Annotated in this window: 18 protein-coding genes and 1 pseudogene; 12 read left to right on the top strand and 7 right to left on the bottom strand. The window is 63.2% G+C overall.

Features of this window, described 5'->3' with window-relative positions:
• Positions 1-51 precede the first annotated feature (51 nt).
• The 3 genes from A0257_17685 to A0257_17675 all read right to left on the bottom strand — a co-directional run bounded on the left by A0257_17685 (position 52) and on the right by A0257_17675 (position 2,438).
• Entirely contained in the window at positions 52-999 is a 948-nt protein-coding gene (locus tag A0257_17685; protein ID AMR28748.1) for a hypothetical protein, read from the bottom strand.
• 98 nt (positions 1,000-1,097) lie between these two features.
• The gene (locus A0257_17680) at positions 1,098-1,946 is read right to left on the bottom strand and encodes a urate oxidase (protein ID AMR28747.1); all 849 of its coding nucleotides are present in this window, start codon (positions 1,944-1,946) and stop codon (positions 1,098-1,100) included.
• Between the two features lie 42 nt (positions 1,947-1,988).
• Entirely contained in the window at positions 1,989-2,438 is a 450-nt protein-coding gene (locus tag A0257_17675; GenBank protein ID AMR28746.1) for a hypothetical protein, read from the bottom strand.
• Positions 2,439-2,554: 116 nt separating this feature from the next.
• Between A0257_17675 and A0257_17670 the strand changes: the two genes are divergently transcribed.
• The 10 genes and pseudogenes from A0257_17670 (at position 2,555) to A0257_17625 (ending at position 12,797) form a co-directional block, all read left to right on the top strand.
• Complete coding sequence (locus A0257_17670; protein AMR28745.1) at positions 2,555-3,889, top strand: allantoinase; 1,335 nt, start codon at positions 2,555-2,557, stop codon at positions 3,887-3,889.
• Positions 3,890-4,078: 189 nt separating this feature from the next.
• Entirely contained in the window at positions 4,079-5,329 is a 1,251-nt protein-coding gene (locus tag A0257_17665; GenBank protein AMR28744.1) for a Zn-dependent hydrolase, read from the top strand.
• 177 nt (positions 5,330-5,506) lie between these two features.
• Entirely contained in the window at positions 5,507-6,253 is a 747-nt protein-coding gene (locus tag A0257_17660) for a cupin (protein AMR28743.1), read from the top strand.
• Positions 6,254-6,346: 93 nt separating this feature from the next.
• A pseudogene (locus A0257_17655) lies at positions 6,347-6,849 on the top strand (OHCU decarboxylase).
• A complete protein-coding gene (locus A0257_17650) occupies positions 6,846-7,184 on the top strand; it encodes a hydroxyisourate hydrolase (GenBank protein ID AMR28742.1) in 339 nt (112 codons plus the stop codon). The pseudogene A0257_17655 and the gene A0257_17650 overlap by 4 nt, the downstream one beginning before the upstream one ends.
• 139 nt (positions 7,185-7,323) lie before the next feature.
• Complete coding sequence (locus tag A0257_17645; protein ID AMR28741.1) at positions 7,324-8,754, top strand: phosphoenolpyruvate kinase; 1,431 nt, start codon at positions 7,324-7,326, stop codon at positions 8,752-8,754.
• Positions 8,755-9,108: 354 nt separating this feature from the next.
• Positions 9,109-9,873, top strand: coding sequence for a hypothetical protein (locus A0257_17640; GenBank protein AMR28740.1), 765 nt, complete (start codon positions 9,109-9,111; stop codon positions 9,871-9,873).
• 1 nt (position 9,874) lies between these two features.
• Complete coding sequence (locus A0257_17635; protein ID AMR28739.1) at positions 9,875-10,852, top strand: hypothetical protein; 978 nt, start codon at positions 9,875-9,877, stop codon at positions 10,850-10,852.
• 100 nt (positions 10,853-10,952) lie between these two features.
• Complete coding sequence (locus A0257_17630) at positions 10,953-12,014, top strand: mechanosensitive ion channel protein MscS (protein ID AMR28738.1); 1,062 nt, start codon at positions 10,953-10,955, stop codon at positions 12,012-12,014.
• 45 nt (positions 12,015-12,059) lie between these two features.
• Positions 12,060-12,797, top strand: a complete 738-nt coding sequence (locus A0257_17625) for a hypothetical protein (GenBank protein AMR28737.1) — start codon at positions 12,060-12,062, stop codon at positions 12,795-12,797.
• A 111-nt stretch (positions 12,798-12,908) separates the two neighbouring features.
• On the opposite strand, the gene A0257_17620 is transcribed toward A0257_17625, so the two are convergent.
• Both A0257_17620 and A0257_17615 read right to left on the bottom strand, forming a co-directional pair.
• Positions 12,909-15,188 (bottom strand): xanthine dehydrogenase, encoded by a 2,280-nt coding sequence (locus A0257_17620; GenBank protein AMR28736.1) that lies wholly within the window; start codon positions 15,186-15,188, stop codon positions 12,909-12,911.
• A gap of 108 nt (positions 15,189-15,296) precedes the next feature.
• Positions 15,297-16,808 carry a hypothetical protein gene (locus A0257_17615; GenBank protein AMR28735.1) on the bottom strand — a complete coding sequence of 504 codons (1,512 nt, stop codon included), beginning with the start codon at positions 16,806-16,808 and terminating at the stop codon, positions 15,297-15,299.
• 197 nt (positions 16,809-17,005) lie between these two features.
• Between A0257_17615 and A0257_17610 the strand changes: the two genes are divergently transcribed.
• The gene (locus tag A0257_17610) at positions 17,006-17,203 is read left to right on the top strand and encodes a hypothetical protein (protein AMR29830.1); all 198 of its coding nucleotides are present in this window, start codon (positions 17,006-17,008) and stop codon (positions 17,201-17,203) included.
• A gap of 349 nt (positions 17,204-17,552) precedes the next feature.
• Positions 17,553-18,200: a hypothetical protein gene (locus A0257_17605; GenBank protein AMR28734.1), complete on the top strand. Its 648-nt coding sequence runs from the start codon at positions 17,553-17,555 to the stop codon at positions 18,198-18,200.
• Here the strand turns inward: A0257_17605 and A0257_17600 are convergent.
• Together A0257_17600 and A0257_17595 are read right to left on the bottom strand one after the other, a co-directional pair.
• Entirely contained in the window at positions 18,197-22,051 is a 3,855-nt protein-coding gene (locus A0257_17600) for a hypothetical protein (GenBank protein AMR28733.1), read from the bottom strand. The two genes, A0257_17605 and A0257_17600, sit on opposite strands and share 4 nt — an antisense overlap.
• Positions 22,052-22,473: 422 nt before the next feature.
• Complete coding sequence (locus A0257_17595; protein AMR28732.1) at positions 22,474-24,174, bottom strand: hypothetical protein; 1,701 nt, start codon at positions 24,172-24,174, stop codon at positions 22,474-22,476.
• Positions 24,175-24,450 lie beyond the last annotated feature (276 nt).

The raw sequence follows: 24,450 nt of genomic DNA, 5'->3' as shown, positions 1-24,450 counted from the left end.
CGCGTAGTGCCGCCTGCTCGCTGCGCTCGCGCACGAAGTGGAAACTTCGCGCTACTGATTCCGCACCCGAATCAACTCCGCCGCCACGCTCACCGCGATTTCCTCCGGCAGGCGGCTGTTTATCGGCACGCCGATGGGGCCGAGCAAGCCGTCCAGGCTAAAGCCTTCTTCCAGCAGCACCCGGCGTAGCTCGGCTACTTTGGTGGCGCTGCCCATAACGCCGAGGTAAGCGAAGCTTTTTCCCAGCAGGCGGCGCAGGACTACGGCGTCAGTGCGGTAGCCCACGGTCATGACCACTACGTAGTGGTGCGGGCCGGGGGGTAGGGCCAGAGTTTCGTAGGGCACGCGGCGGCGGTGGTGGGCGTAGGGATTGGCGTCGAGGGTCGGCAGGTCGGCGCGGTTGTCGAGCACGGTTATCTCGAATTGCAGACTACTAGCAATTTGTGACAGCGCCAGGCTGACGTGCCCGCCGCCCACAATCGTGAGCTGGTCGCGGAAGCCCAACTGCTCGCGGTAGGCCCAGGCCGGGCCGGGGTGGTAGGCGTAGAAGCCAGCCGGCGCGGCTGCCAGCAGGCGCAGGCCGGTGACTTCGCTCACCTCCCACGCGCCCCCGCTGAGGCTTTGCAGCGCTGTTTCGATGGCCGCTACCACTGGCAAATCATGCGGGCGCAGGGGCCACAGCAGGATTTCCTGCTCGCCGGCGCACATCAGGCCCGAGCGGTCGGCGGGCGCCTCGCGCCGGTGAACCTGGGGGCGTAGCAGGGGGGTAGGGTCGGCCTCGCGCAGGCGCTGACGGGCCAGCTCCACCCACTTGTGCTCCATGATGCCGCCGCCGATGGAACCGGCCACGGCCTCGGCTGTTACCACCATTTTGAAGCCCTGGCGGCCGGGGCTGCTGCCCTCGCTGCGCACCACGCACAGCAGCGCGGCCGGCCGGCCGGCGCGCAGGGCGGCGGCGGCGAGGGTCCAGGCGGGGAGGTCGCGGGGAGGGGTAGGCATTTAGGAAGGCAGCGAAATAGTAGCGCGAACTTTGTAGTTCGCGGCCCAGAACGATTACAATGGCGCGGGGACACGAACTACAAAGTTCGCGCTACTACCTACCCCCGCACCAGCGTGCCGGTGATGTAGCCAAACGGCGCATCAGTGGCCACGAAAACCTCATTCGTATTCGGCTGGCCGAAGGGCTCCAGGTTGAAGGGAATGTGGTGCTTGTTGGGCATGATGAGGCTGATTTCCTTCACCTCAGCGGTTTCTTCCAGGATTTTTTCGCCGATGGCGTAGAGCGTGTGCTGCACCGAGAGGCTCTGGTGTTCGGAGAACGTGCGCAGCAGCGAGGTGCGAATTTGCCCGTACAGCGCCTCAAAATCGAGGTCGGCGCTGGTGTATTCCCACTCGGCCTCGCACTCGGTGGCCAGGATGCGGTCGGTGGTTTCGGGCAGCACCGTGTACTCGTCTTTGGGGTAGCCCACGAAGCCTGAATCGGCAGTTTTGAGCAGCAGCAGGCCTTTCAGGCCGGCCCAGACGGTGGCGGGGCCGTCGGCGGGCAGCTCCACCACGGCGCGGCGCTTCTCGTTGCTGCCGCCCACGAAGGCGTGCGGGTGGTCTTGGCCGTCAAAGCGCATGCGCTGCCAGGCGTGCTCCAGAATTTCGATGCGGGCCTGGCTCACCTGCGGATTGCGCGACACGAAATGCCGCGCCAGCACCAGCCCAAACGCCTCGATGGTGCCCGTGAAATGCTCTTTGGCAAGCGCATAGACGGTGTTTTTCTGGGTATCAGTGGGCAGAATGTGGGCGTTGTCGCCCAGGGTGTGGGCGGCGTCGAAGTCGCCGGTCAGCCGCACGCTCACCGACACCTGCCGAAACTCGTGGTGGCCAGCGTGACGAATGACGCGCGAGAGGTTGACGGCATTTTTACCGTAGGCGTTGGCGGCGAGTTTGATGGGCATTTTTTGCGTGAAAAGGGGCGATTATTTTCGAAAAAATCAGGGCTAACTATCGTCGTCTTCCTCCGGGGCCGCAGCTTCCGTCTCTTTGATGTAGCGGCCGCAACCTATAAGTAAATCGAGTAGCGTGTCGTATTCGTCGGCGGGGGAATACGACACGTTACTCGCATCGCCCACGCAAAACTTACCTGCTGACCAGCGTATTACATCCATATGAGATAAGCTCAGCCATAGCTCTTTTTGCGGCCACCACTCAAAAAGCACTACGTCGTCGCACGAAAAGAATCCCAGGCAAAACTCATAGGAAAAGGCATTGGCGACCTGGTAGAAATCTGCCAATTGCTGCGTTACCTCGGGCGGCACCCCTTGGGCAATGGCCTGCTGCTCAAACGTGGCAAGGGCTAGCTCGCTGGCTGGCTGAATGAGGTAATAGTCTGGCTGCTCAGCCACCAATTCAGTCAAAAGCGCGCTGATAGTTTGCTGAGCGGCATTCATGAGACATCGGGGTTTATTGCTGCCATTGGGCACGCTATCAACTGGGCTTAAAGCTCATCGGCGTGTAGATTGCGGGGCAAAAAAAGAGCGGCAAGATAGTCGCCAGTCGCTACCCTATGGCTCCATTATTTTTAAAGAGCACCGCCGTCGTCACGCCCGAAGGCCAGCGCCCGGCGCAACTGGTGCTGCAAAACGGCCGCATTGCCGCCGTGCTGCCCCACGACGCGCCCGTGGCCGGCCCCGTGTTCGACCTCGGCGATGCGGCCATTTTGCCCGGCGTCATCGACCCGCACGTGCACCTTAACGAGCCGGGCCGCACCGAGTGGGAAGGCTTCGACACCGGCACCCGCGCCGCGCTGGCCGGCGGCCTCACCACGCTGGTTGACATGCCGTTGAACTCGGCCCCGGTTACGACTTCGGTGGCAAATCTGCGCCTCAAACAGGCCGCTACGCAGGGTCAGCTGCACACGAACGTGGGCTTCTGGGGCGGCATTGTGCCCGGCAACGCGGCCGAAGTGGGACCGCTTATCGCGGCCGGCGTGCTGGGGTTTAAGGCATTTTTGACGCACTCAGGCATCGATGATTTTCCCAATGCTACGGAGGCCGACTTGCGCAAAGTGATGCCGCTACTGGCCAGCCACGGCCGGCCGCTGCTGGTACATTGCGAGCTGAGCGAGGATAACGATGAGTGGAAAAAAGGCGACACCCGCGCCTACCCCAACTACCTGGCCTCACGGCCCAAAAGCTGGGAGGATGAGGCCATTAACTTGATGATTCGGCTCTGCGCCGAGTACCGCTGCCCGGTCCACATCGTGCATTTGTCGTCGGCCAATTCCCTACCCCTCCTCGCCGAGGCCAAGGCCAGCGGCCTGCCCCTGACGGTGGAAACCGGCCAGCACTACCTGTTTTTCAACGCCGAAGACATTGCCGACGGCCAGACGCAGTTCAAGTGCGCGCCGCCCATCCGGGAGCGGGCCAACAACGAGCAGCTGTGGCAGGCGCTGCAAAGCGGCCTCATCGACTTCGTGGCCACCGACCACTCGCCCGCCCCGCCCGACCTCAAGCAGCTGGCCAGCGGTGACTTTGCTACCGCCTGGGGCGGCATCGCTTCGCTGCAGCTGGCCCTACCCGTACTCTGGACCGCCGCCCGCCCGCGCGGCGCTACCCTGCCCGACCTGGCCCGCTGGCTGAGCCAGAACCCCGCCCGGCTCATTGGCCAAAGCCACCGCAAAGGCCAGATTACCAGCGGCTACGACGCCGACCTGCTGGTGCTGGCCGCCGAGGAGAAATTTGTGGTGACGGAGGAGTTGCTGCACCACCGCCACAAGGTGTCGCCTTACCTGGGCCGCGAGCTGGCGGGCGTGGTCACGCATACTTTCCTGGCGGGCGAGGAAGTTTTTCGGCACCCCGATTTTTTGCATTTGAACCGGGGGCAAATGCTGACGCGGTAAGCGCGTATGTTTGCGGTTTCGCCTCACGCGTCACCTCACCCCCTAGCCCCCTCTCCTGCGGAGAGGGGGAACTAGCTCTAGCGTAGTTTTTAGACTAGAAATTAGAACTAGAAACTGGTTCCCCCTCTCCGCAGGAGAGGGGGCTAGGGGGTGAGGTGACGCGTGGAAGGCGAAGTAAATTTTGTTCTAATGCCCGACTATTCCACCCGCACCGCCCACATTCTCAGCCGTATCCACGAGCTGGCCGCCATCAGCGAAGATGCCACGGGCGCGACCTTGACGCGCCGGTTTGGCACGCCGGCTTTTCTAAAGGGCCGCGATTTGGTGCAGAGTTGGTTTGAGGCCGCCGGCCTCGAAACCCGCCTCGATGGCATCGGCAACCTGCGCGGGCGGCTGCGCAGCCAGCGGCCGGGGGCTAAGACGTTCGTGCTGGCCTCGCACATCGACACGGTGGTGAACGCCGGCAAATACGACGGGCCGCTGGGCGTGCTGATGGGATTGAATTTGGTGGAAAGCATTATTCAGCAAGGGCTTGACTTACCGTTTCATCTGGAATTAATTGCTTTCAGCGACGAGGAAGGCGTGCGTTTTCACACCACCTACCTGGGTAGCAAAGTGGTGACGGGTGCCTTTGACCCAGCGCTGTTGCAGCGCACCGATGCCGATGGCATTACCCTGGCCCAGGCCATTGCTGAGATAGGCGGCAACGCCGCTACGCTCGCTGCCGACGCTCTACCCCCCGCCGAGTGGCTCGGCTACTTCGAGCTGCACATCGAGCAGGGGCCGGTGCTGTGGGAAAGCGGCGTGCCGGTGGCGCTGGTCACGGCCATCGCTGGGCAGCAGCGCGTGGAGCTGACCTGGCTGGGCATGGCCGGCCACGCCGGCACCGTGCCGATGGCCATGCGCCAGGATGCGCTGGCCGCCGCCGCCGAGTTTGTGCTGGCCACCGAAGCCTTTGCGCTGGCCCACGGCCGGGGGCTGGTAGCCACGGTGGGCCAGCTGCGCCTGGTGCACGCGGCCAGCAATATCATCCCCGGCCAGGTCATCCACAGCCTCGACCTGCGCAGCCCCGACGCCGACCAGCTCGCGGCGGCCTACGCCGACTTGCAGGGCCAGGCCGAAGCCTTGGCCGCCCGGCGGGGGGTAGGGCTGACCTGGCAGCTGGTGCAAGCCACCGCGCCCGTGCGGTGCGACCGCGAGCTGAACCGTCTGCTGGGCCAGGCCATCGCGGCCGGCGGCCACCAAGTGGTGGGCCTGGTGAGCGGCGCGGGCCACGACGCGGTGCCCGCATCGGCCGTGGCACCGGCCACGATGGCGTTTATTCGCTGCTACAAAGGCATCAGCCACAACCCGTTGGAGAATGTGGAAGCGGCCGACGTGGCGGCGGCGCTGGCAGTGGCCGAGCGATTTTTATTGGAAGTAAAAGACGCGCATAGTTAAGCCATCTTGTCATTGCGAGCGCAACGAAGTGGAGCGCGGCAATCTTTCCTTCACGTCAGGATTACTAAACTGGTGAAACGGACGACCAAGGAAAGATTGCCGCGCTCCACTTCGTTGCGCTCGCAATGACAAACGATTTTTACCTCTTTTCCTACCCCCCTTTCTTTACCTCACCTTATGCAACTAGGCTCGACCACCCGCTCCGTTACCCGGCGCAACCACGCCATTATCGCGCCCGATGGCTACATCAATAGCAACGTGCCCGGCTGGACGGGCGGCACCGTCAACGTCCTCATTAATGAGCAGATGGGCGCGCGGCTTTGCCAGATGCTCGTGACACTCACCGAGGCCGGGCAGCTGACGGGCCGCACCGAGGCCAGCCAGCTTTTCTTCTACGTGGTGCAGGGCCAGGTGCAGGCCACCATCGGCGACGATAGCCGGATTCTGACGGTGGGCAAGTTCGTGTACGTGCCCGTGGGGCAGTCCTACGTTTTCAAAAACCCCACAGCTAACACGCAGATTCTCACCTTCCACAAAGTGTATGAGCCGCTGGCGGGCCACGCCGTGCCGGGTGTGCATTGGGGCGAAAAGGACGATAGCAAAGCGCCCATTTACATGAACGACGAGGCACTGCGCATCCAGGAATTACTGCCCAATGAGCTGGGTTTCGATATGGCCGTCAACATTTTCACTTACCAGCCCGGCGGCAACCTGCCGATGGTCGAGACGCACATCATGGAGCACGGCCTGCTCTATTTGCAGGGCCAGGCCATCTATATGCTTGACCAGCAGTGGTACCCGGTGCAGAAGGGCGACTCCATCTGGATGGCGCCGTTCTGCCAGCAGTGGGCCGCTTCGATTGGCAAGGAGCCGTCGGTGTATATCTACTATAAGAATGTGAACCGGTTTCCGACGGTGGTGTAGCGCGGACGCTGCGAGTCCGCGCATTGCACAGCCTGCACGCTGCCTTTTCATTATCGTTCTACGCGCGGACTCGCAGAGTCCGCGCTACTGCTTATGCCCCTCGCTGACCTCAACGCCCTACCCCCCCCGCCCGCGCCGAGGCGCTAGCTACCTGCTGCGGGGCCACTGCCTGGGTCGCTACCCTGAGCCAGCAGTTTCCCTTCGCCTCGGCGACGGCGCTTTACGAAGCGGCCGGGCGCACGTGGTACAACCTGGCCGAGGCCGACTGGCGCGAGGCTTTTTTGCACCATCCTAAAATCGGGGATGTGGGCGCGCTGCGCGAGAAATTTGCCAGCACGGCCACCTGGGCGGCGGGCGAGCAGGGCGCGGTGCGGCAGGCTTCGGATGAAACGCTGGCGGCGCTGGCGGCGGGCAATGCGGCTTACGAAGCAAAATTTGGCTACATCTTTATCGTGTGCGCCACGGGTAAGTCGGCGGCGGAGATGCTGGCGCTGCTGCAAGCCCGGCTGCCGAATGAGCCGGCCACTGAAATCCAAGTTGCGATGGGCGAGCAGGCCAAAATCACGCACCTTCGCCTCGAAAAACTACTTGCATGAGCCAACTTACCACCCACATTCTCGACACGACCAAGGGCCGGCCGGCGGCGGGCGTCACCATCGCGCTATTTGAGCCGGCCGGCGGCGACTGGCGCGAAATCGCGCGCGGCGCTACCAATGCCGATGGCCGCATTCCGGATTTACTGCCCAAGGCTAAAATCCTGGCTCCGGGCATGTATAAGCTCAAATTTTTCACCCAGGAATATTTTGAGCGCGACGGGCTAATCCATTTTTACCCCTTCGTGGAAATCTGCTTCACCGTGGCCGATGCGGCGCATTACCACGTGCCGCTGCTGCTTAACCCCTTCGGCTACAGCACCTACCGCGGCTCGTGAGCCGTAGCGCGAAGTTTCCCCTTCGTGCGCGAGCGCAGCGAGCATAGTTGGGCGCGCCGCCCAGTGCCGCCTGCTCGCTGCGCTCGCGCACGAAGGGGAAACTTCGCGCTACTTATCTATTCAACTCTTTTGCTACCCCATGAAACTCAGCCTTCAGGACTCCGATAAAACCGCTTTGCTCGACCAGCTCGGCGAGGCCAATCTAGCGTTCCAAAAAACCTACCCCGGCGACCGGCCCGACCGCCAGCCCGTGCACACCGTCTATGGCGGGGCCAACCTTTTTAAGGCCGATACCTGCGGGCGAATGGGCGAAATCGCGCTGCGCAACCTGCAGACCTACGCGCCCAACTTCGTGGAGTTGGCGCGGGTGCTGAGCCTGGCCGGCCACGAACACCTGCCTACCCTCTCAACCGACATCCACAACCTCACCGACTACCTCGACAAGCTGCCCGCCGACCAGCGCCGCCAGGAGCCCGCCTGGCTGGCCTACACCGTGTATAACAAGCTAGTGCAGAAGCTCAAAACCGAGGCCGTGGAAGATTTTCGCATCGATTTTGAGGATGGCTTCGGCAACCGGCCCGATGCCGAGGAAGACGCCACCGCCGTGCAGGCCGCCCAGGAAGTGGCCAAAGGCATGGCTGCTACTACCTTATCGCCCTTCATCGGCATCCGCATCAAGCCCTTCACCGAAGACCTGAAGGCGCGCGGCGTGCGCACCCTCGACATCTTCCTGAGCACCCTGCTCGAAGCCACTGGCGGTGCCCTACCCCCCAACTTCGTCATCATGCTGCCCAAGGTGACGATACCCGAGCAGATGACCACGATGGTGCGCCTGCTGGAGCTGCTGGAAAAGGCTAACAACCTGGCACCCGGCATCTTGAAAATGGAAACGATGGTGGAAGCCACCCAGATTATTATGGACGACGAGGGGCGCAACCCGCTCCTGCGCATCGTTCGGGCCAGCGAGGGGCGCTGCATCGCGGCGCACTTTGGCACGTATGACTACACGGCTTCGGCCGGCATCACGGCCCGGTACCAGACGATGGCGCACCCGGTGTGCGACTTTGCCCACCACATGACCAAGGTAGCGCTGGGCGGCACCGGCATTTGGCTGAGCGACGGGGCCACCAACGTGATGCCCATTGGTCCGCACCGAGGCGATGACCTGAGCTTTGCGCAGCTGCGCGAAAACCAGGAGGCCGTGCATAGCGGCTGGCGCCAGGCCTACCACCACACCACACACTCGCTCATCAACGGCTTTTACCAGGGCTGGGACCTGAACCCCGCGCAGCTGCCCATGCGCTACGCGGCCACCTACAATTTCTTCCTCAGCGCCTACGAAAGCGCCGTGCACCGCCTCAAAACCTTCGTGGACCGGGCCGCGATTTCGACCCTCACCGGCGACATTTTCGACGATGCCGCCACTGGTCAGGGCTTGCTCAATTTTTTCCTGCGCGCGCTGAACTGCGGGGCCATTTCGGAAGAAGACATCGTGCCCACCGGCCTCACGATTGAGGAAATCGAGACGCGCTCCTTTTACCGCATCCTGCAAGGCCGCCGTAAAGCGTAGGGGTAGGCCGGAGGTATTTAGCCGTCAATCGTACATAATTCCGGCATTTGATTGCCCTGCTTTAGCTTCCTACTACTGCCGGCTTGCCAGGCCAGAAGCTTATTTTAGTTTAAATCTTCTTGAATAACAATTATTTAAACTTCTTTTATAGTCGGGCTAATTCACAAAGTGCATTTATAATGAACACATTATGAAGCAGTTATTTACCAACGCTTAATTAGCTTAATGCGTAGGAAAGGGCCAGCTTAACAGCTTGTTTTTCACTTTCTAACTCCTTTTCCAATGACCTTCGCTGACTCATTCGTTCCGACCGCCGGGGAAGTAGGCATCATACCGATGCTTACTTATTTCTTCATGACTTTTGCGGCCTACTGCTTTCTGGGCAACGTTATTTTTAGCTTTCTTACCAACCAGAGTGTGGCACCCGAGCACCGCATTTCGCGGGCTTATGGCGGGGTCATCGCCATCGTGGCGGGCGTGTCGTATTTGCTCATCACGCGGTTTTACCACGGGATGCTGCAAGACCTCAGCCACTTGACTTCACCCGAGGCGCGGACGGCCCTCATCCGCCACAGCTACCAGGCCATTGGGCAGTATCGCTACATGGACTGGGCCGTGACTACTCCCCTGCTGCTGCTGAAAGCTTCGTCGATGCTGCGCATTCAGTACCAGGAAGCGGCTACGGCCATCCTGGTGATGCTGCTGGCCGACTTGTTTATGGTGGTGACGGGCTACATCGGGGAGCAGCAATTGACGGCGGCCGGCGAGATTATCACCAGCGGCAAGCTGCTATGGGGCGCTATCTCAACGGTGGGCTACGTGGTGGCCATCGTGGCGCTATATGGGCTATACAAGAAATTCTCGGCGCGCGCCAACGACACCGAGCGCTGGGGCTTCAAGTTTATCGGCATCACCACCGTTACGACCTGGGGCGTGTATCCGCTGGGCTACATGCTGACCATGACAAGCATCGACCTGAACTACATCCACATCGCGTTCAGCATCTTCGACGTGTTCAATAAAGTAGGTATTTCGGTAGTGGCTTACCTGGTGGGCAAACGCCTGCTCGACGAGCGCCTCAACGAGAAGAAGGTGCTCGATGGCTATGCCACGGCCTAGCTTGGCCGGTAGTCTGCGCCAGCCCACGGTGCGGCCCCAGCTCTACTCCTACGGGGTGGTGCTGGTGGCCGTGGCCGTGGGCTGGCTGCTGCCCGGCTGGGCCAGTTGGGTGCTAGGGCCGGTGCTGCTGTTGGGGCTGCTGCTGCTGGGCGTGGCCCACGGTGCCTGCGACCAGTACGTGGTGCCCGCCACCCACCCCGCGCTGGCCCGCGACCGGGTGCGCTATTGGGCGGTGTTTTTAAGCGGCTACCTGGGGCTGGCGGCGGGGGTAGGGCTGCTGTGGTGGTGGCAGCCGGCGCTGGCGGTGGCGTTTTTCTTTGGCTTGTCGGCCTGGCACTGGGGCTCGGGCGATGCGCCGGCGGCGGCGCGCTACCGGGCGCAGTGGCTGGCGCACAGCCTTTTGCGGGGTGGGCTCATCTTTGCGGTGCCGCTCTGGTTTTGGCCCGCCGAAACGCGCGCCCTCACCAACGGCCTGCTGGCCCTGGCCGGGGCCGCGCCAGTGAGCGCGGCGGCCTTGCTGGCGGTGGCGCACTGGTTGGGCGCGCTGGTGCTGGCCGGCCACGCGCTGCTGTGGGTTAGCTATTTTTTGACCAGTCAGCGCCAGCTGGCGCTGACTGATGTGCGGGAAGTGCTGCTGCTGGGCCTCTTGCTGGCGGCGCTGCCGCCGGTGTTGTCGGCGGGCGTGTACTTCGTGTTCTGGCACAGCCTGCAGCACGTGCTGCGCATGAACGCCCTGATGGGCTACCCCCTGGCCGGGCACTCGCTGTGGGCCGGGCTGAGCTTTTTTTTGAGGCGCTCGGCCCCGCTGCTGGCCATTAGCGTGGCGGCGCTGGCAGTGCTCTACGGCCTGGCATGGGCGCGGGCGGCGAGCGGGCCGGTGCTCATCAGCCTGGCGCTGCTGGTGGCTTCGGTGGTGACCCTGCCCCACGCGCTGCTCGTGACGCTGGGCCTGGATGCCGCTCGGTGGCGGCGGGGGTAAGGGCGAGCCAATAACCTCAGAATGACAACCCTTAACCGGCTAATTGCGTGTTGGGGATAGCGGGGCGGTAGCGCTCCTGCTTTACTCTTTTACTTCCCGCATGGATTTTTCAATAGCCTGGCAGCAAATCAACCACATAGGCCGCGAGTTTATGGCGCTGCTGCCCAACCTGGTTTTTGGTTTTGTTATCTTCGTGGCCTTCCTGTTCGCCGCCCGCGGGGTGCGCTCGCTGGTGGAGCGCCTGACCCAGCACCGCCAGGACAGCCAGAGCCTGCGGGTGCTGCTGAGCCGTCTGGCCTACGTGGCCACGCTCATCATGGGTATTCTGGTCACGGTTACCATCATCGTGCCCAGCTTCACGCCGGCCAGCCTGGTGAGCGCGCTCGGAATTGGCGGCGTGGCCATCGGCTTCGCGTTCAAGGATATTTTTCAGAACTTCCTGGCCGGCGTGCTGCTGCTGCTCACGGAGCCGTTCAAGATTAACGACCAGATACAGTATAAAGACTACGAAGGCACCGTGGAATCTATTCAGACCCGCGCCACGACCATCATGACCTACGATGGCCGCCGGGTAGTTATTCCGAACGCGGAGCTGTTTATCAATGCCGTAACCGTGAACACGGCCTACGAAAAGCGCCGCTTGCAGTACGATGTCGGCATCGGCTACGGCGACGATATCGCCAACGCCCGCAAGCTGATACTCGAAGCCATGCACGAGGTGAAGGGCGTGATGGCCGACCCCGCCCCGGAGGCCCTGGTGGTGGCCCTGGCCGGCAGCACAGTCAACATCCGCGCCCGCTGGTGGATAAACCCGCCGCGCCGCGCCGACTTCATGGAAGCCCAGGACCAGGTGCTCGAAGCCATCAAAAACAAGCTCGTCGCCAACGGCGTGGACCTGCCCTTCCCGACCCAGCAAATCCTGCTGCACGACCAAACCGAGGAAACCGACGGCAACCGCAAAACCCAGCGCGAAGGCTGGTCCGCCGGCAAAGGCGACGTGCCCAAGTCGCGCCAGGAGTTGCGCCGGGCCGAGGCGCAGAAAGCCCTTGAAGCGGAGAACGCCAAAGCGGAGGCCGACCACGCCGCGCCTGCCCCTGCGCCTAGCCCTGCTCCTACGCCTGCCCCCACCCAGCCCGACAAGGCCGCCGCGCCGGCCGCCTAGCCCGCGCCGCTGGCCGGGGCCGGCTTTCAGGCTTACTTTCGCCGCATGGCTAACTTACTCACCATCAAGGCAACGCTGGCCGACACCAGCCCCGCCGTGTGGCGGCGGCTGGAGCTGCCCGACACGCTCACGTTTTGGGAGCTGCATTTTGCCCTGCAAATTGCTTTTGGCTGGGAAAACTCCCACTTGTTCGAGTTCAGCACCGGGCGCGGCAGCCCCGGCCAGCTGCTGACCGGCACGCCACCCGTGCAGCCCGGCGAGGAAGACTTTATCGGTGAATGGTGGCGCGACCCGCGCCAGGTGCCGCTAAGCGAGTTTTTGCGGGAGCCGAAAAATAAAGTCAGCTATGTGTACGACATGGGCGACAACTGGGAGCACCAGCTGGTGCTGGAAAAAACCGCGCCCCTACCCCCCGGCCAGCCCCTACCCCCCGCCCGCTGCCCGGCGGGCCGCCGCGCCGGCCCGCCCGAAGACATCGGTGGCACGCCGGGCTACGAGATGCTGCTGGCCGCCCTGGCCGAAAAAGCCGCCGGCACCCGCAAGCGAATGCCTGGCCACTTCGCCGGCCTGGGTAAGTATGACCCCGACCTGCCCGAGCTGGACATCGTGAACGAGCACCTGGAATATCTCCCGGCCATCGCCGCCGAACAAAGCGCCCTGCTGGAAAGCCACCAGCGGCAGTTCGCGGCCAGGCTCCGGCCCACCCGCCAGCTTCCTACCCCCGACGACCTGTTGCGGCTTCTAAACGCCCAAGCCGCACCACCCAAAAAACCCAAGGGCTAGCAGCAAGTAGCGCGAAGTTTTCACTTCGTGCGCGAGCAAAGCGCGCATCGTCGTTCGCGCCGGGCGGTTCCATCTGCTCGCTTTGCTCGCGCACGAAGTGAAAACTTCGCGCTACTTGCTGACGGCCGGCGCTGCCACAAACGCCGGGTATAGCCCGCCGAGCACCCGCTCGGGCGTCATGGGTGCCACGAGGGGTAGGGAAAGGCTGGGGCGGAAAGCCCGCACGGCGGCGCGCAGGGCGAAGTAGGCACCAATGCCGTACATGAGCGGCGGCTCGCCCACGGCTTTGGAGCGCAGGATGGCGTTGGGGTGGCCGGGCGTGTCGAGGAAGTGCACGTCGAACACCTGCGGCACCGAATACAGGTCGGGTATCTTGTAGCTATTCAGCGAATTGCTGAGCAGGCGACCTTCGTCGTTGTAGCTCACTTCTTCCAAGGTCATCCAGCCGATGCCCTGCACCACGCCGCCCTCCACTTGGCCGCGGTCGATGGCGGGGCTGAAGCTCTGGCCAAAATCGTGGGCAATCTGCACGCCATCAATGGTGTAGGTGCCGCGCAGGCAATCGACGGTGGCGGTGGTCAGGGCCGTGCCATACACGTGGTAGGCGAAGGGGTGGCCGCTTTCGGTGCTGGCATCGAAATGCACGCCGGGGGTAGCGTAATGGGCATTTTCGGTGAGCGCCACGCGCCGCACGAAGGCGCTGCTCACCAGCTTTTCCCAGGTGGTTTCGGCCGGAATGCCGGCGGCCAGCACCTGCTCGTTTTCGATGGTAATACCTTCGTAATCAACCGTAAATTCGGTGCTGGCGTGGCGCAGCAGGCGTTCGCGCAGAGCCTGGCAGGCCAGCTCGGTGGCCTTGCCGTTGAGGTCGGCGGTGGCGCTGGCAGCGCTGGGCGAGGTGTTGGCGACGCGCGTGGTGTTGGTGGTTTCGATTTTGATGCGATGAATCGAGATGCCCAGCGTGCGGGCCGCCACCTGCGCGATTTTGGTGTTCACGCCTTGGCCCATCTCCACCGCGCCGGTGCTGATACCTACCGAGCCGTCGGTGTAGATGTGCACCAGCGCCCGCGTCTGGTTCATAAACGTCTTGGTAAACGAGATGCCGAAGCAGATGGGCATTACCGCCAGGCCTTTCTTAAAAAGCTGATTCTCTTGGTTGAATCTGACTACTGCGGCCCGCTGCCCGGCCAGGTCAAACAGCTCGGCGGCCGTGTCCCAGGCTTGCGCAGCATGGCACAGTTCGGCCGGCTGGCGGTAGGGAAACAAGTCGCCCTCGCGCAGCAAATTGCGCCGCTGAATCTCGGCCGGTGTTACCCCCAGTTCCTCAGCTGCTTTGGTAATGGCCGACTCGATGACGAACATGCCCTGCGGCCCGCCAAAGCCGCGAAAGGCCGTGTTGGGCAGCAGGTTGGTACGGCAGGAGTTGGCCGTGGCCGTCACATTCGGGATAAAATACGCGTTGGTGGTGTGGAACAGCGTGCGCTCCAGTACGGCCGGCGAGAGGTCGGCCGCCGCGCCGGCATTCTGGTAATAAGTCACCTCATAAGCGATGATTTTCAGCTCTTTGCTCAGCCCGATTTTGAAGTCGGACGAGTACGGGTGGCGCTTGCCGGTCATGCGCATGTCGGCCATGCGGTCGAGCACGAGCTTCACCGGTTTTTTGACCAGAAAAGCGCCCAGCGCGGCCAGGCAGGCCCAGGGCGTGGCCTGGTCTTCCTTACCGCCAAAGCCGCCGCCGAGGCGCGTCACGTCCACCTCAATCTGGTGCATCCCTACCCCCAGCACCACGGCGCAGTGGCGCTGCACGGCCGTCGGCCCCTGGGTCGAGGAGATGATTTTTACCCCGCCCAGCTCGGTTGGAAAAGCATAAGCGCCCTGGGTTTCAATGTACAAATGCTCCTGCCCGCCGCTCGCCGCTACCCCCTCAAACACGTGCGCGCAGCCCACGAACGCGCCGGCCGAGTCGCCGATGCGAAACGTGCGCGGCGGCACAATCAGCTCGCCCCGCGCGGCGGCCCGGCGCGGGTCAGTGAGGATGGGCAGCGGCTCAATATCGGCCCTAATGAGCTTGAGCGCCGCGTGCGCCTGGGCCTCGGTGCGGGCCAGCACCAGCGCCACCGGCTGCCCCCGAAAATGCATGTGGCCCTCGGCCAGCAGCGGCTCATCGGGCACGATGCCGCCAATCTGGTTGCGGCCGGGAATGTCGGCGGCGGTGAAGATGCGCACCACGCCGGGCGCTTTTTTAGCAGCGCTCAAATCCAGGCTATTAAGCACGCCGTGGGCCAGCGGCGACTCGTACACGGCCGCGTAGAGCGTGCCCTGCTGCGCCGGCACATCGTCGAGGTATTGCGATTCGCCGCGCACGTGGCGCTGGGGGTCAAGGTGGTTCATTGGCTTGTAAAACGGAGTGGCACTCCGTTTCCGTGAGCACCGGGCAAAGCAATAGAATAGATTTTTGCGCCCTAATGGCGCGGACGATTAACGGAGTGCCACTCCGTTTTACAGCAGCTCCGCCAGCGTCAGTTCCGGCGCGAAGCGCAGAAAATGCGCAAACAGCAACTGCCGCAGCAGCAGGCGCTTATAAGCCGCCGTGCCGCGCACGTCGCCGATGGGGCTTATTTCCGTCTGCATCACCTCATTGACCCCGGCCACCGTTTCGGCGCTCAGCGCGCGGCCCAGCAGGTAGTCGCTGGTGCGGCGCAGCAGCAGCGGCACCGGCCCTACCCCCCCGGCCGAGACGCGAGCGGCCGTTATCACGCCGTTTTCGAGGCGCAGCCAGGCGGCGGTGTTCACGCTGGCAATGTCGAGGTGCGTGCGCTTGGATACCTTCTCGAAGTTGAAAAAATCGCCGGCCCGCGGGGCGGGGAAACTGATTTCGGTTACCTGCTCGTCGGCCGCTTTCGCCAGCTTTTTGTAATCCAAGTATAGCTTAGCCAGCGGCAAAACCCGCCCTACCCCCCTGGCGTCGGCCAACGTCACATCCGCGCCCAGGGCCAGGAATAATATCGTTAAATCGCCAATGGGCGAGGCGTTTACGAAGTTGCCGGCCACCGTGCCCATGTTGCGGATGGGCGTGCTCGACACCAGCTTGAGGTAGTCGGGCAGGCGCGGCAGCAAGCCGCGCAGCAGCTCCGATTCCAGCAGCTGGCCCGCCGTGGTGGCGGCACCCAGCACCACGCGCCCGCCCTGCTGGCGCACGCCGCGCCGGCCGCTTTGGTCGAAGAGCAGGCGCACGGGCTGCTGGCGCAGCTCAGCGAGACGCTGCACCAGCAGGTCGGTGCCGCCGCTCAGAAGCGGATGGGTGAATGGCGGAATGGGCGAATGGTCGTGGCCGTTCTGGCTCTGGGCGTGGCCGCTGGGCGAGGTCGATGCGGGGTGGCCGTTGGCGGAGGGGGTAGGCGCTATTTCGGTAGTGGCCGTTTCGGCGCGCAGGGCGGCCAGCCGGGCCGGCATTTCTTCGAAATAGGCGGGCACGAACTGCTTTTCGCTCAGCCACTTTACGCTGTTGGTGGTGGGGCGCTCGGCCAGCTCGGCGGTGAGGGCGGCGGCGGCGCGCTCCAGCGACTTGTAGCCGGTGCAGCGGCAGATGTTGCCGTCGATGGCGGCGCGGGTGCTGGCTTCGGTGGCCGGCTTTTCGCCCAGGCTGTGCCCGGTTAGCGACATCACGAAGCCCACGGTGCAGAAGCCGCACTGCGCGCCGTGGTGGTCCACGATGGCGCGCTGCACCGGCGTGAGCTGGCCGCCGGCCCGGTTGATGCCCTCCACCGTGACCACGTGCTTGCCCTGGCAGTTGCCGAGGGGAGTAAGGCAGCTCGTCATGCTCTGGTAGGCAATGCGTTGGCCGCCTTCGGCCAGCTCGCCCACCAGCACGGTGCAGGCCCCGCAGTCACCCTCGCGGCAGCCGATTTTGGTGCCCATCAGGCGCTCGTGGTAGCGTACGAAATCGAGCAGGGCGCTGGCGGCCGGCTCGGCGGTGTGGAGGAGTTGGTCGTTGAGAAAGAAGGTAATCATGGCCTGCGTCGCTATTCTGAGGGAATAAACGGATGGGTAAGATAAGGGTGGAATAACATTGTGACAATTACCGCCTCGTAAGCAACCGCTTCATTTCATTTGAAGTGGCGTAAACTTGCGCTAGACTTAGTGCGTTGTTTTACTAATCAATTTATTACAGAAATATTATGAGCTTTGCACCCAACCCTATTCAGCGGATGCGCGCCGAGGGCCGCACCTCGTTGCGCCCGGAAGATATCAGGGCTTATGGGGTAAAGCGCTTTCTGGATGAGCAAGAAGCACGAGGACCTTTGCAGTTGCCAAAACTGCATTTTACCGAAGAGGAGAACCGAATAATGGACGAAATTTTGGCTAAGGCGCGTCGAATAAAGGATGCTATTGCTCAGTTAAGTTAAGGCTTTGAGCTGCACACCTCAGACAACAATTTCGACCACCTCGGCTCTATCGGCTTGCGAGTGGTTAAGCACTGAGTACTTCCACTTATGAGAAGTCTTGCTTTTTGCCTGCTACTTGTGCTGGCCGCAGCTTGCCAGCAAAAACCAGCCGAGACGGCGGGCATGGCGCAACCGGCGACGGCTGCTACTCCCCCCGACTACCGCCGTTGCGCCTGCGGCAGCGCCCACGGTGGCTCAGCGAGTCAGCCCTATTATCAGCGGGTATTGGGTGAGTGCTGATTATCTGAAAGAGGTAGCACATACCCGGTCGCCCAAAGCTTCATTTGACTAGGTTGCAAGCCCAGCTTCTTTGGCAATCAGCCCATTTACCGACCAAAGAGACAGCGTAGAAATTGGAGCCTCGTATGGCCTGCATGAAGGTGGCAGCCTGACGCTTTTGCTGCGGCCTACCACCCAGGCTGACACACTGCAAGTAAAGGTGCTTTACAGGAATGAAGCTGGTACGACCAACGAACTTACCTTTCAGATAACTACCACTGACACTACTCTTTTTTACATAACGCGCAACAGCAAAACGCATCGGATAGTCAGCAAAATAGATTATCGCCGTACTGGTATGCCAAGTAAAAATCCTGACCTTGAAGTTGGGGTTGAGCGGGGAGTAAATAATTTGCTGATGACCGGCCAGTACAACGGAATAGATTCGCTTAAGCAACCAGTTCACGCGCAATTTTCGACCAGCGGCTTGGTCAAAGGTTTATCATTCCACAAGTATTCTGTTCAAACTGACTTCACTGGGCCGAACCCCGGTAACGCCATCTACTTTGATGTGTACACCGAGCAACAACAGCAATTATCTGCCTCTTTCGGTCGGGATACGCTAAAGTTATATACCATCCATTCGGTTATTGGCGTGCCGCCTGGCGAAACCGATACCACCGAAATATTTACGCGCGGCCGCCTGCGTTATCAACTCGTGCGCGTCAAAAAGCCCTAAAACAACACCGCCACCTGCATCCGGCCCGTGTTTACGATGTTGCTGCCGCTGGCTTTGCGGCCGTCGTAGGCCACGTTGATGTTCAGGCCATTGGTGAGGCGCTGCTCCAGGTTGAGGTTCCAGGTGTAGTTGGTGCCGGGGCGCAGGGCCTGCAACACTTCGAGGGCCACCACGGAAGACTGGTCGCCGGCGAAGCTGACGCGCGTGACGTGGGTAGCGGCCGTGATGGTGCGCTTGCTCACCTGGCTCACGCGGGCTTCGAGGCCCAGGTCGTCGAAGGTGCCGTTGGTGTCGCTCACGCGGGCGGCCCAGGTGTTGGCTTTGGCGGTGTGCAGCAGCGAGCCGGTGAGGCGCAGCGCGGGGCTGGGCTGGTAGCTGATTTCGGGCTGCACGGTGTAGATGAGCAGGTCGAAATTGCGGTAGCCGGAGCTGGCCGGGTCGATGGAATACGTGGCCTGGGCCTCCCGAATGTCGCGGGCCACGGTGAAGCGGCCCGTGAACGACTGTGCCAGCGTGCGGCGCAGCAGCAGACTCTGGGTCTGGAGGTTGCGCAGGTCGAAGCCCTCGGTGAGCAACGTCTTCTGCTGGGTTTGCTGCACGGTTAACTCCGCCCCAAAAATCGGGTTGGCCCGGTTGAAATACAGCGTGTTGCGCAGCAGCTGGTTAAACGCCAGCAGCTTGTCATCGCCCTTGCCGTAGCTGAACGGGCTGAGCCGGTTGCCAAGACTCGGGCTGGTGGTGCGCCGGTCCACCGTGACGCTGCTGATGCTGCTGAGGCGCGCCACGGCGGCGCGCCAGCTGCCGGCCTCGCGCCAGCCGCGGGGCGCGTTCACGGTGAGGCGGTAGCTGAGGCGGTTCTGGTAGGCGGTGATGTAGTCGTTGGTGGGCAGATACACCTTGATGTAGGTGCGGTACTGCGCGTCGGGGGTTTGGGCTTCCAGAAACTCGTCCTTGTCCTGCACGCCGTTGTGGTTGAGGTCGCCAGCGTAGTAGTGGGTGCCCTGGCCGGCGGGCACGGCCACGAAAGAAAAGTCGCGCCGCAGCTCGCGGCCGGTTTGCACGCTGTATGTCAGCTCGGAGCGAATCTGGTTCTGGAGCAGGCTGAGCGAGTGGTCGAGCTTGCCCAGAATGTTGCGCTGGCGGGCGCTGTCGGGCTGGCTCACCAGGTTCACGTCGCGGTAGGTGGCCACGATGCGCAGGTCCTGGTTTTTGCTGAGGCGAGTGCTGAGGTTGCCCTGCAGGGTCTGCGCCTGGGTATGCACGCGCAGGTTGTTCTGCTCGGCGGTGGGCGTGCGGTCCTGCCGGAAGCCGTAGCTGAGGCCGTAGCGCGTGCGGCCGGTGTCGGGGCTTTGCAGGGCGAAGGTGTGCTCGTCGAAATAATTGGCCGACCGGATGGTGTCGCCCAGCGGCGAGACGACCCGGTTTTTATCAAACCGGTAGGTGTAGCTCGGAATAACCCTACCCCCCCCGTAGCGCACGATGGCCTCGCCCCGCGCCCAGTCGGAGTGGTAGCGCCCGGCCTGCGAATTGAGCAGGAACAACGAGCCGCGCACGTCCAGCCGGCCCACCTGCTGGGCCACGTCCAGCCACTGCTGCACGCCGCTGACCTCGCTGGGCCGGTAGCGCCGGCTCACGCGGTAGTTGATGGCGTGGGTGGCGTCGCGGCTCAGGCCCACCGCGAAGTTGAAAATATTGTCCTCGCGGGCGGCCGTGGTGGTGGCGTTGGCGGTGCTGGGGGCGCTCCAGTTGCGGTCGAATTCGATGTCGCGGTAGCGGTCAATCGGCGAAAAGCCGGCCTGCGTGTATTCGTAGTCGAGGGCCGAGCGCAGGCGGTATTTCTGCAACGCGGCCGGGGCCCAGGTGGGGAGGGCGCGGTCCTGCACGGTGTAGCCCACGCGCATGGCCCCGCCGCTTTGGGTGCGCGTGCCGGTGCTGTCGAAGCGGTTGCGCTGGAGTTGCGAGGTGGCCAGGTCCACGAACACGGCCGCGGTGGGGTCGAGCTGAAACGTGGCCCCGGCCGTGGCCATCTGCTTGAGCAAGGGGGTAGGCAGCAGGCGCACCGGCCGGTAGTCGCCCTGGTTGTGGCCCGCGTAGGCATACACCCGGCCGTTGGCGTTCACGTTGGCCGTGCTCAAAATATAGTCGCCCAGCCCCGCCCCCACCTGCGTGAAGCGCACCGTGTACACCCCACTCAGGGAATCCCGGTTTGCATACACGTACACGTACTCGCGCAGGCCGGTGGTCGGGTTGAGCTGGGCCACGCGGTGATACTGCACTATCGTGCGGTTGAAGGCCGCCGAGTCGGCCCCCGGTGCCGACACCACCGACACGTTGCCCGCCCCGCGCAGCAGCTGGCGGTCCTGGTACGAGAGCGTGAGGTTGGCCGTGGCGTCGGGGTTGTCCGACTCTTGGTAGAAGTTGCCGCGCAGGTTCAGCCGCCCGATTTGCTGGTAGTGGCTCAGCGTGTAGAGCGAGCGCGAGTAATTGAGGTCAGAATATTCAAAATCAACTTTCAGGCGCGAGTTGGCCGTGATGAGGTGGCGGGGCGAGAACGTGATTTCCGCCAGGTTATAATCCACCACGTAGTCAAAATCGAAGCCCCGCGTTTGCAGGCGGCCATCGAGGTACACGCGCTCCGAGCCGGCCAGCACGATGATAAACTGCTCACCATTTGGCCCCGTGAGGCGGTACGGCCCCTGCACGTTGTCAATCGGGGTGAGGTCGATGCTGGCGAACTTGCCCTTCGCTACCCCCCCCGCCACCAGCGTCGAGGACCGAATCTGGCCCAATTTGTTGAGCACCGTCACGCTGCCGGTGCCGGTGGGGCCGGCGGGCGGCGCGCCGGGCAGCGGCTGGCCGCCCGGCACGGCGGCCGTGGGCGGCCGCAACGGGGCCACGTAGGTGCCGGCCGGCGCGGCGCTGTTGGTGGTCACGCCGTTGGTGTAGGTCGTGAACGAGGAGGGCGGCGCGTTGCTCACGCTGTTGGTGGTGGTGCCGGCCGCCAGCGGCTGCGGGCCGGGCGCGCCCAAATTGGCCTCGATGGCCGCGCCCTGGATGTTTTTATAATACCGCAAAAAGTAGTCGGGCTTGTTGCGCAGCACCACGTCGCCGGCCGTCAGGTTCCACTGCGGGCCGGTGAGGGTGATGTATATTTTGTCGAACTGCTGAAGCGTCTGCGTATTGCCCTCGGGCTGGAACGGCACGTTCTGGTCCGAAATAGCCGCCGTGAGGCGAATATTCTCCGTCAGCTGCCCTTCCAGCTGCAAGTTGAGCGCCGAGTTCACAAACACGTTCTGCGTGTTGCCAAAGGAAATGCCCCGGCTCAGGTTGCCCGTTTTGCTGATGCCGGGCGTGCTGAGAATCTGCTCTTTCTGCGAAAAGTCTTCCACCCGCAGCATGGGCCGGTCCCGGAAATCGAGGGTGTCCATGAGGCCCCGCGGGCGGCGGTAGCGGGCGCGCAGCAGCGGCAGCGGCAGCACCCGGTAGCAAAGCAGCACCGAGTCGGCGCGCGGCGCGCCCAGGCTATCGCGCGGGGCGGGCCGCACCAGCTGGTAGCGGTCCCGCCGCGCATCGTAGGTCACTGGCTGCCCGGTGGCCGCCACCGAGGCCGGCACGATGGTGAGCGTGTCGCTGAGCGCGAAGCTCGTCGTGTCGTGGCCCAGGGCCAGGCGCACGTAGCGGCAGCGCCGGGTGCTGGGCGGCATCGGCTCGGGGGCGGGGGGTAGGGCGGGGGCAACCTTGGCGGCGGGCGGCGGGGTAGGGACGGCCTGCGCCCACGCCCGCTGCCCGCCGCCCCACGCCACCGCCAGCAGGGCCACGAGGGCAACGCAAAAACGGTAGCAGTGGGTCATCAGGCAAAGTTCGGCAAGAGTGCCGGCACAACGCGAGGGGCGGCAATTTTGGTGCCTGGCCGAAGTAGGGTGCGGGGCTTGCCCCCGCCCGTCGTTGAACGAAACAAGCGCAAGTCGTTCAACGACGGGCGAAGTAGGGTGCGGGGCTTGCCCCCGCCCGTCGTTGAACGAAACAAGCGCAAGTCGTTCAACGACGGGCGAAGTAGGGGCGGGGCTTGCCCCCGCCCGTCGTTGAACGAAACAAGCGCAAGTCGTTCAACGACGGGTGAAGTAGGGTGCGGGGCTTGCCCCCGCCCGTCGTTGAACGAAACAAGCGCAAGGCGTTCAACGACGGGCGAAGTAGGGTGCGGGGCTTGCCCCCGCCCGTCGTTGAACGAAACAGGCGCAAGTCGTTCAACGACGGGCGGGGGCAAGCCCCGCCCCTACCCCACCTTTACCTCCCCGTTCACGTGCAGGCGCACCACTTCCAGCGCGCTCAGGCCGTCATTGTCCACCACCTGCACGGCGATGACGTGCGCGCCGGGCTTGAGCTGTAGCGTTTGCACGCCGGCCTTATCGAGCAAAATGCTGGGGCGGAAGCCCTGGGCGGGGTCGTAGTGGGCATCCCAGGCGTAGAATTCGAGGCCGGCGGGGCTCTCGCCGGTGGCGGTGAGGCGCACGGCCCGCTTGGTGCCCGCGCCGGCGGCGGCCAGCGCCTCCACCTGCACCGTGAGGCGGGGCTTGTGGGCCAGCTCCACGATGGCGCTCACGGGCACCAGTTCGATGCGGATGCCTTCCTTGGTGCGCAGGCGGGCCACTTCCTCCACCGCGCCGCGGCCGAAGCTGAAGGCCAGAATGAAGCCCACCGGCTCGCCGCTGGCGCGCTGCCGCGCAAAAAGCGCCGCGTCGTGGCGCTCAGCGGCGGCCCGGAAATTATCGACCACGTTGCGGCCCACGCCCTCGCTCTGCTTCACTTGCAGGGGTAGGCCCTCGCGGCTGCTGCCGTCGAGGCCCAGGTCGCCGCGCCGCTTCACGTTGGGCGTGCCGCCAAACTGCGTCACCAGCCAGCCCTCGAAGGCGTAGGGGTTCTGCGCTTTGAGGGCCTCCACGTCGTACTTGTGCAGGCGCACCGCGAAATCCTGGCTGAACAGGTCGCTGCCCAGCTTCAGGCGCAGCTCGGTCACCTTCACGGCCTGCACGCTCTGGTCAATGCCCAGCCAGCGGCGCTTCAGCCGCTCGGCCGCGACCACCGTCGTGCCCCCGCCCACGAAGGGGTCCAGCACCACGTCGCCCTCGTTCGAGGCCATCGCAATGATGCGCTCCAGCAAGGCTAACGGCTTTTGGGTGGGGTAGCCGATGCGCTCTTTGGCCTGAGAATTAAGCGCGGGAATGTCTAGCCACATATTCCCCATTATGGTACCTTTTTGTTCATTCAGGTACCGCTTAAGACGCGGGCGGCGGCTTAAATCAAAGGTGCCATCTTTTTTGCGAGGGTAATAAATGCGGCTTTCATCGTGAAGCTGCTGCATAGTCTCACGCTTGTAACGCCAACCTAATACTGGCGGCGCGAACCCCTGCCATTCATAAGTCATATTCGGCCGGGCATTCGGACTGGTCATGTTATCCGTTTGGTAAGGCCCCCGCCCGTCGTTGTCGTCGTTTGTGTAATGACTAGCGATATACGATTCCGCATGACCACCATAAACCGGATGGTAGGTGTTTTTGCTAGACTTCGCATAATAATAAATGGCATCATTCAATACGCCCAGCTTGTTTTTAGCGTCCGAATGCGCATTGGTTCGTTGCCACACAATCTCAGCCCGAAAATTCTCCTCCCCAAAGATTTTATCCAGAATAAAAATCTTGATATAAGCATCGGCGTGCCAGTCGCAGTGCAGAAACAGCGAGCCGGTGGGCTTGAGGAGGCGGTGCAGCTCGCGCACGCGCTCGTTGAGCCAGTCGATGTACTGCATGATGCCGCCGCTCCAGCGGTCCTCAAACGAGCGGCGCTCGCCGGCATCGCCCCAGATGACTTCGTAGGTGCGGTTGGAGAAAAAGGGCGGGTCGAGGTAAATTAAATCCACCGATTCGGCGGGCAGGTGGCGCAGCACTTCCAGGTTATCCCCGAGTATTAATTCATTCATGCCCGCAAGGTAGAGCGGCGCGCCGGCTCGGCGGGAGCGGGTGGGGCGGGCTGCCGGCTTTTTGGCCGGCTGTCCGCTCGTCGGGCGCGCCGGTTGGGGTTGGCGCGGGGGCGGGCTGCCGGCTTTTTGGCCGGCTGTCCGCTCGTCGGGCGCGCCGTTCGTTCTCCCGGCGAGCGGACAGCCGGCCCAAAAGCCGGCAGCCCGCCCCAGTGCCCTCCAAGAGCACCCAGCTACCCTAAAAGTGAACCCGAGTGCCCTTTTAGCGAACCCGAGTGC

Source organism: Hymenobacter psoromatis, assembly GCA_001596155.1.
Lineage (GTDB): Bacteria > Bacteroidota > Bacteroidia > Cytophagales > Hymenobacteraceae > Hymenobacter.
This window is presented reverse-complemented; position numbering and strand designations above follow the sequence as displayed.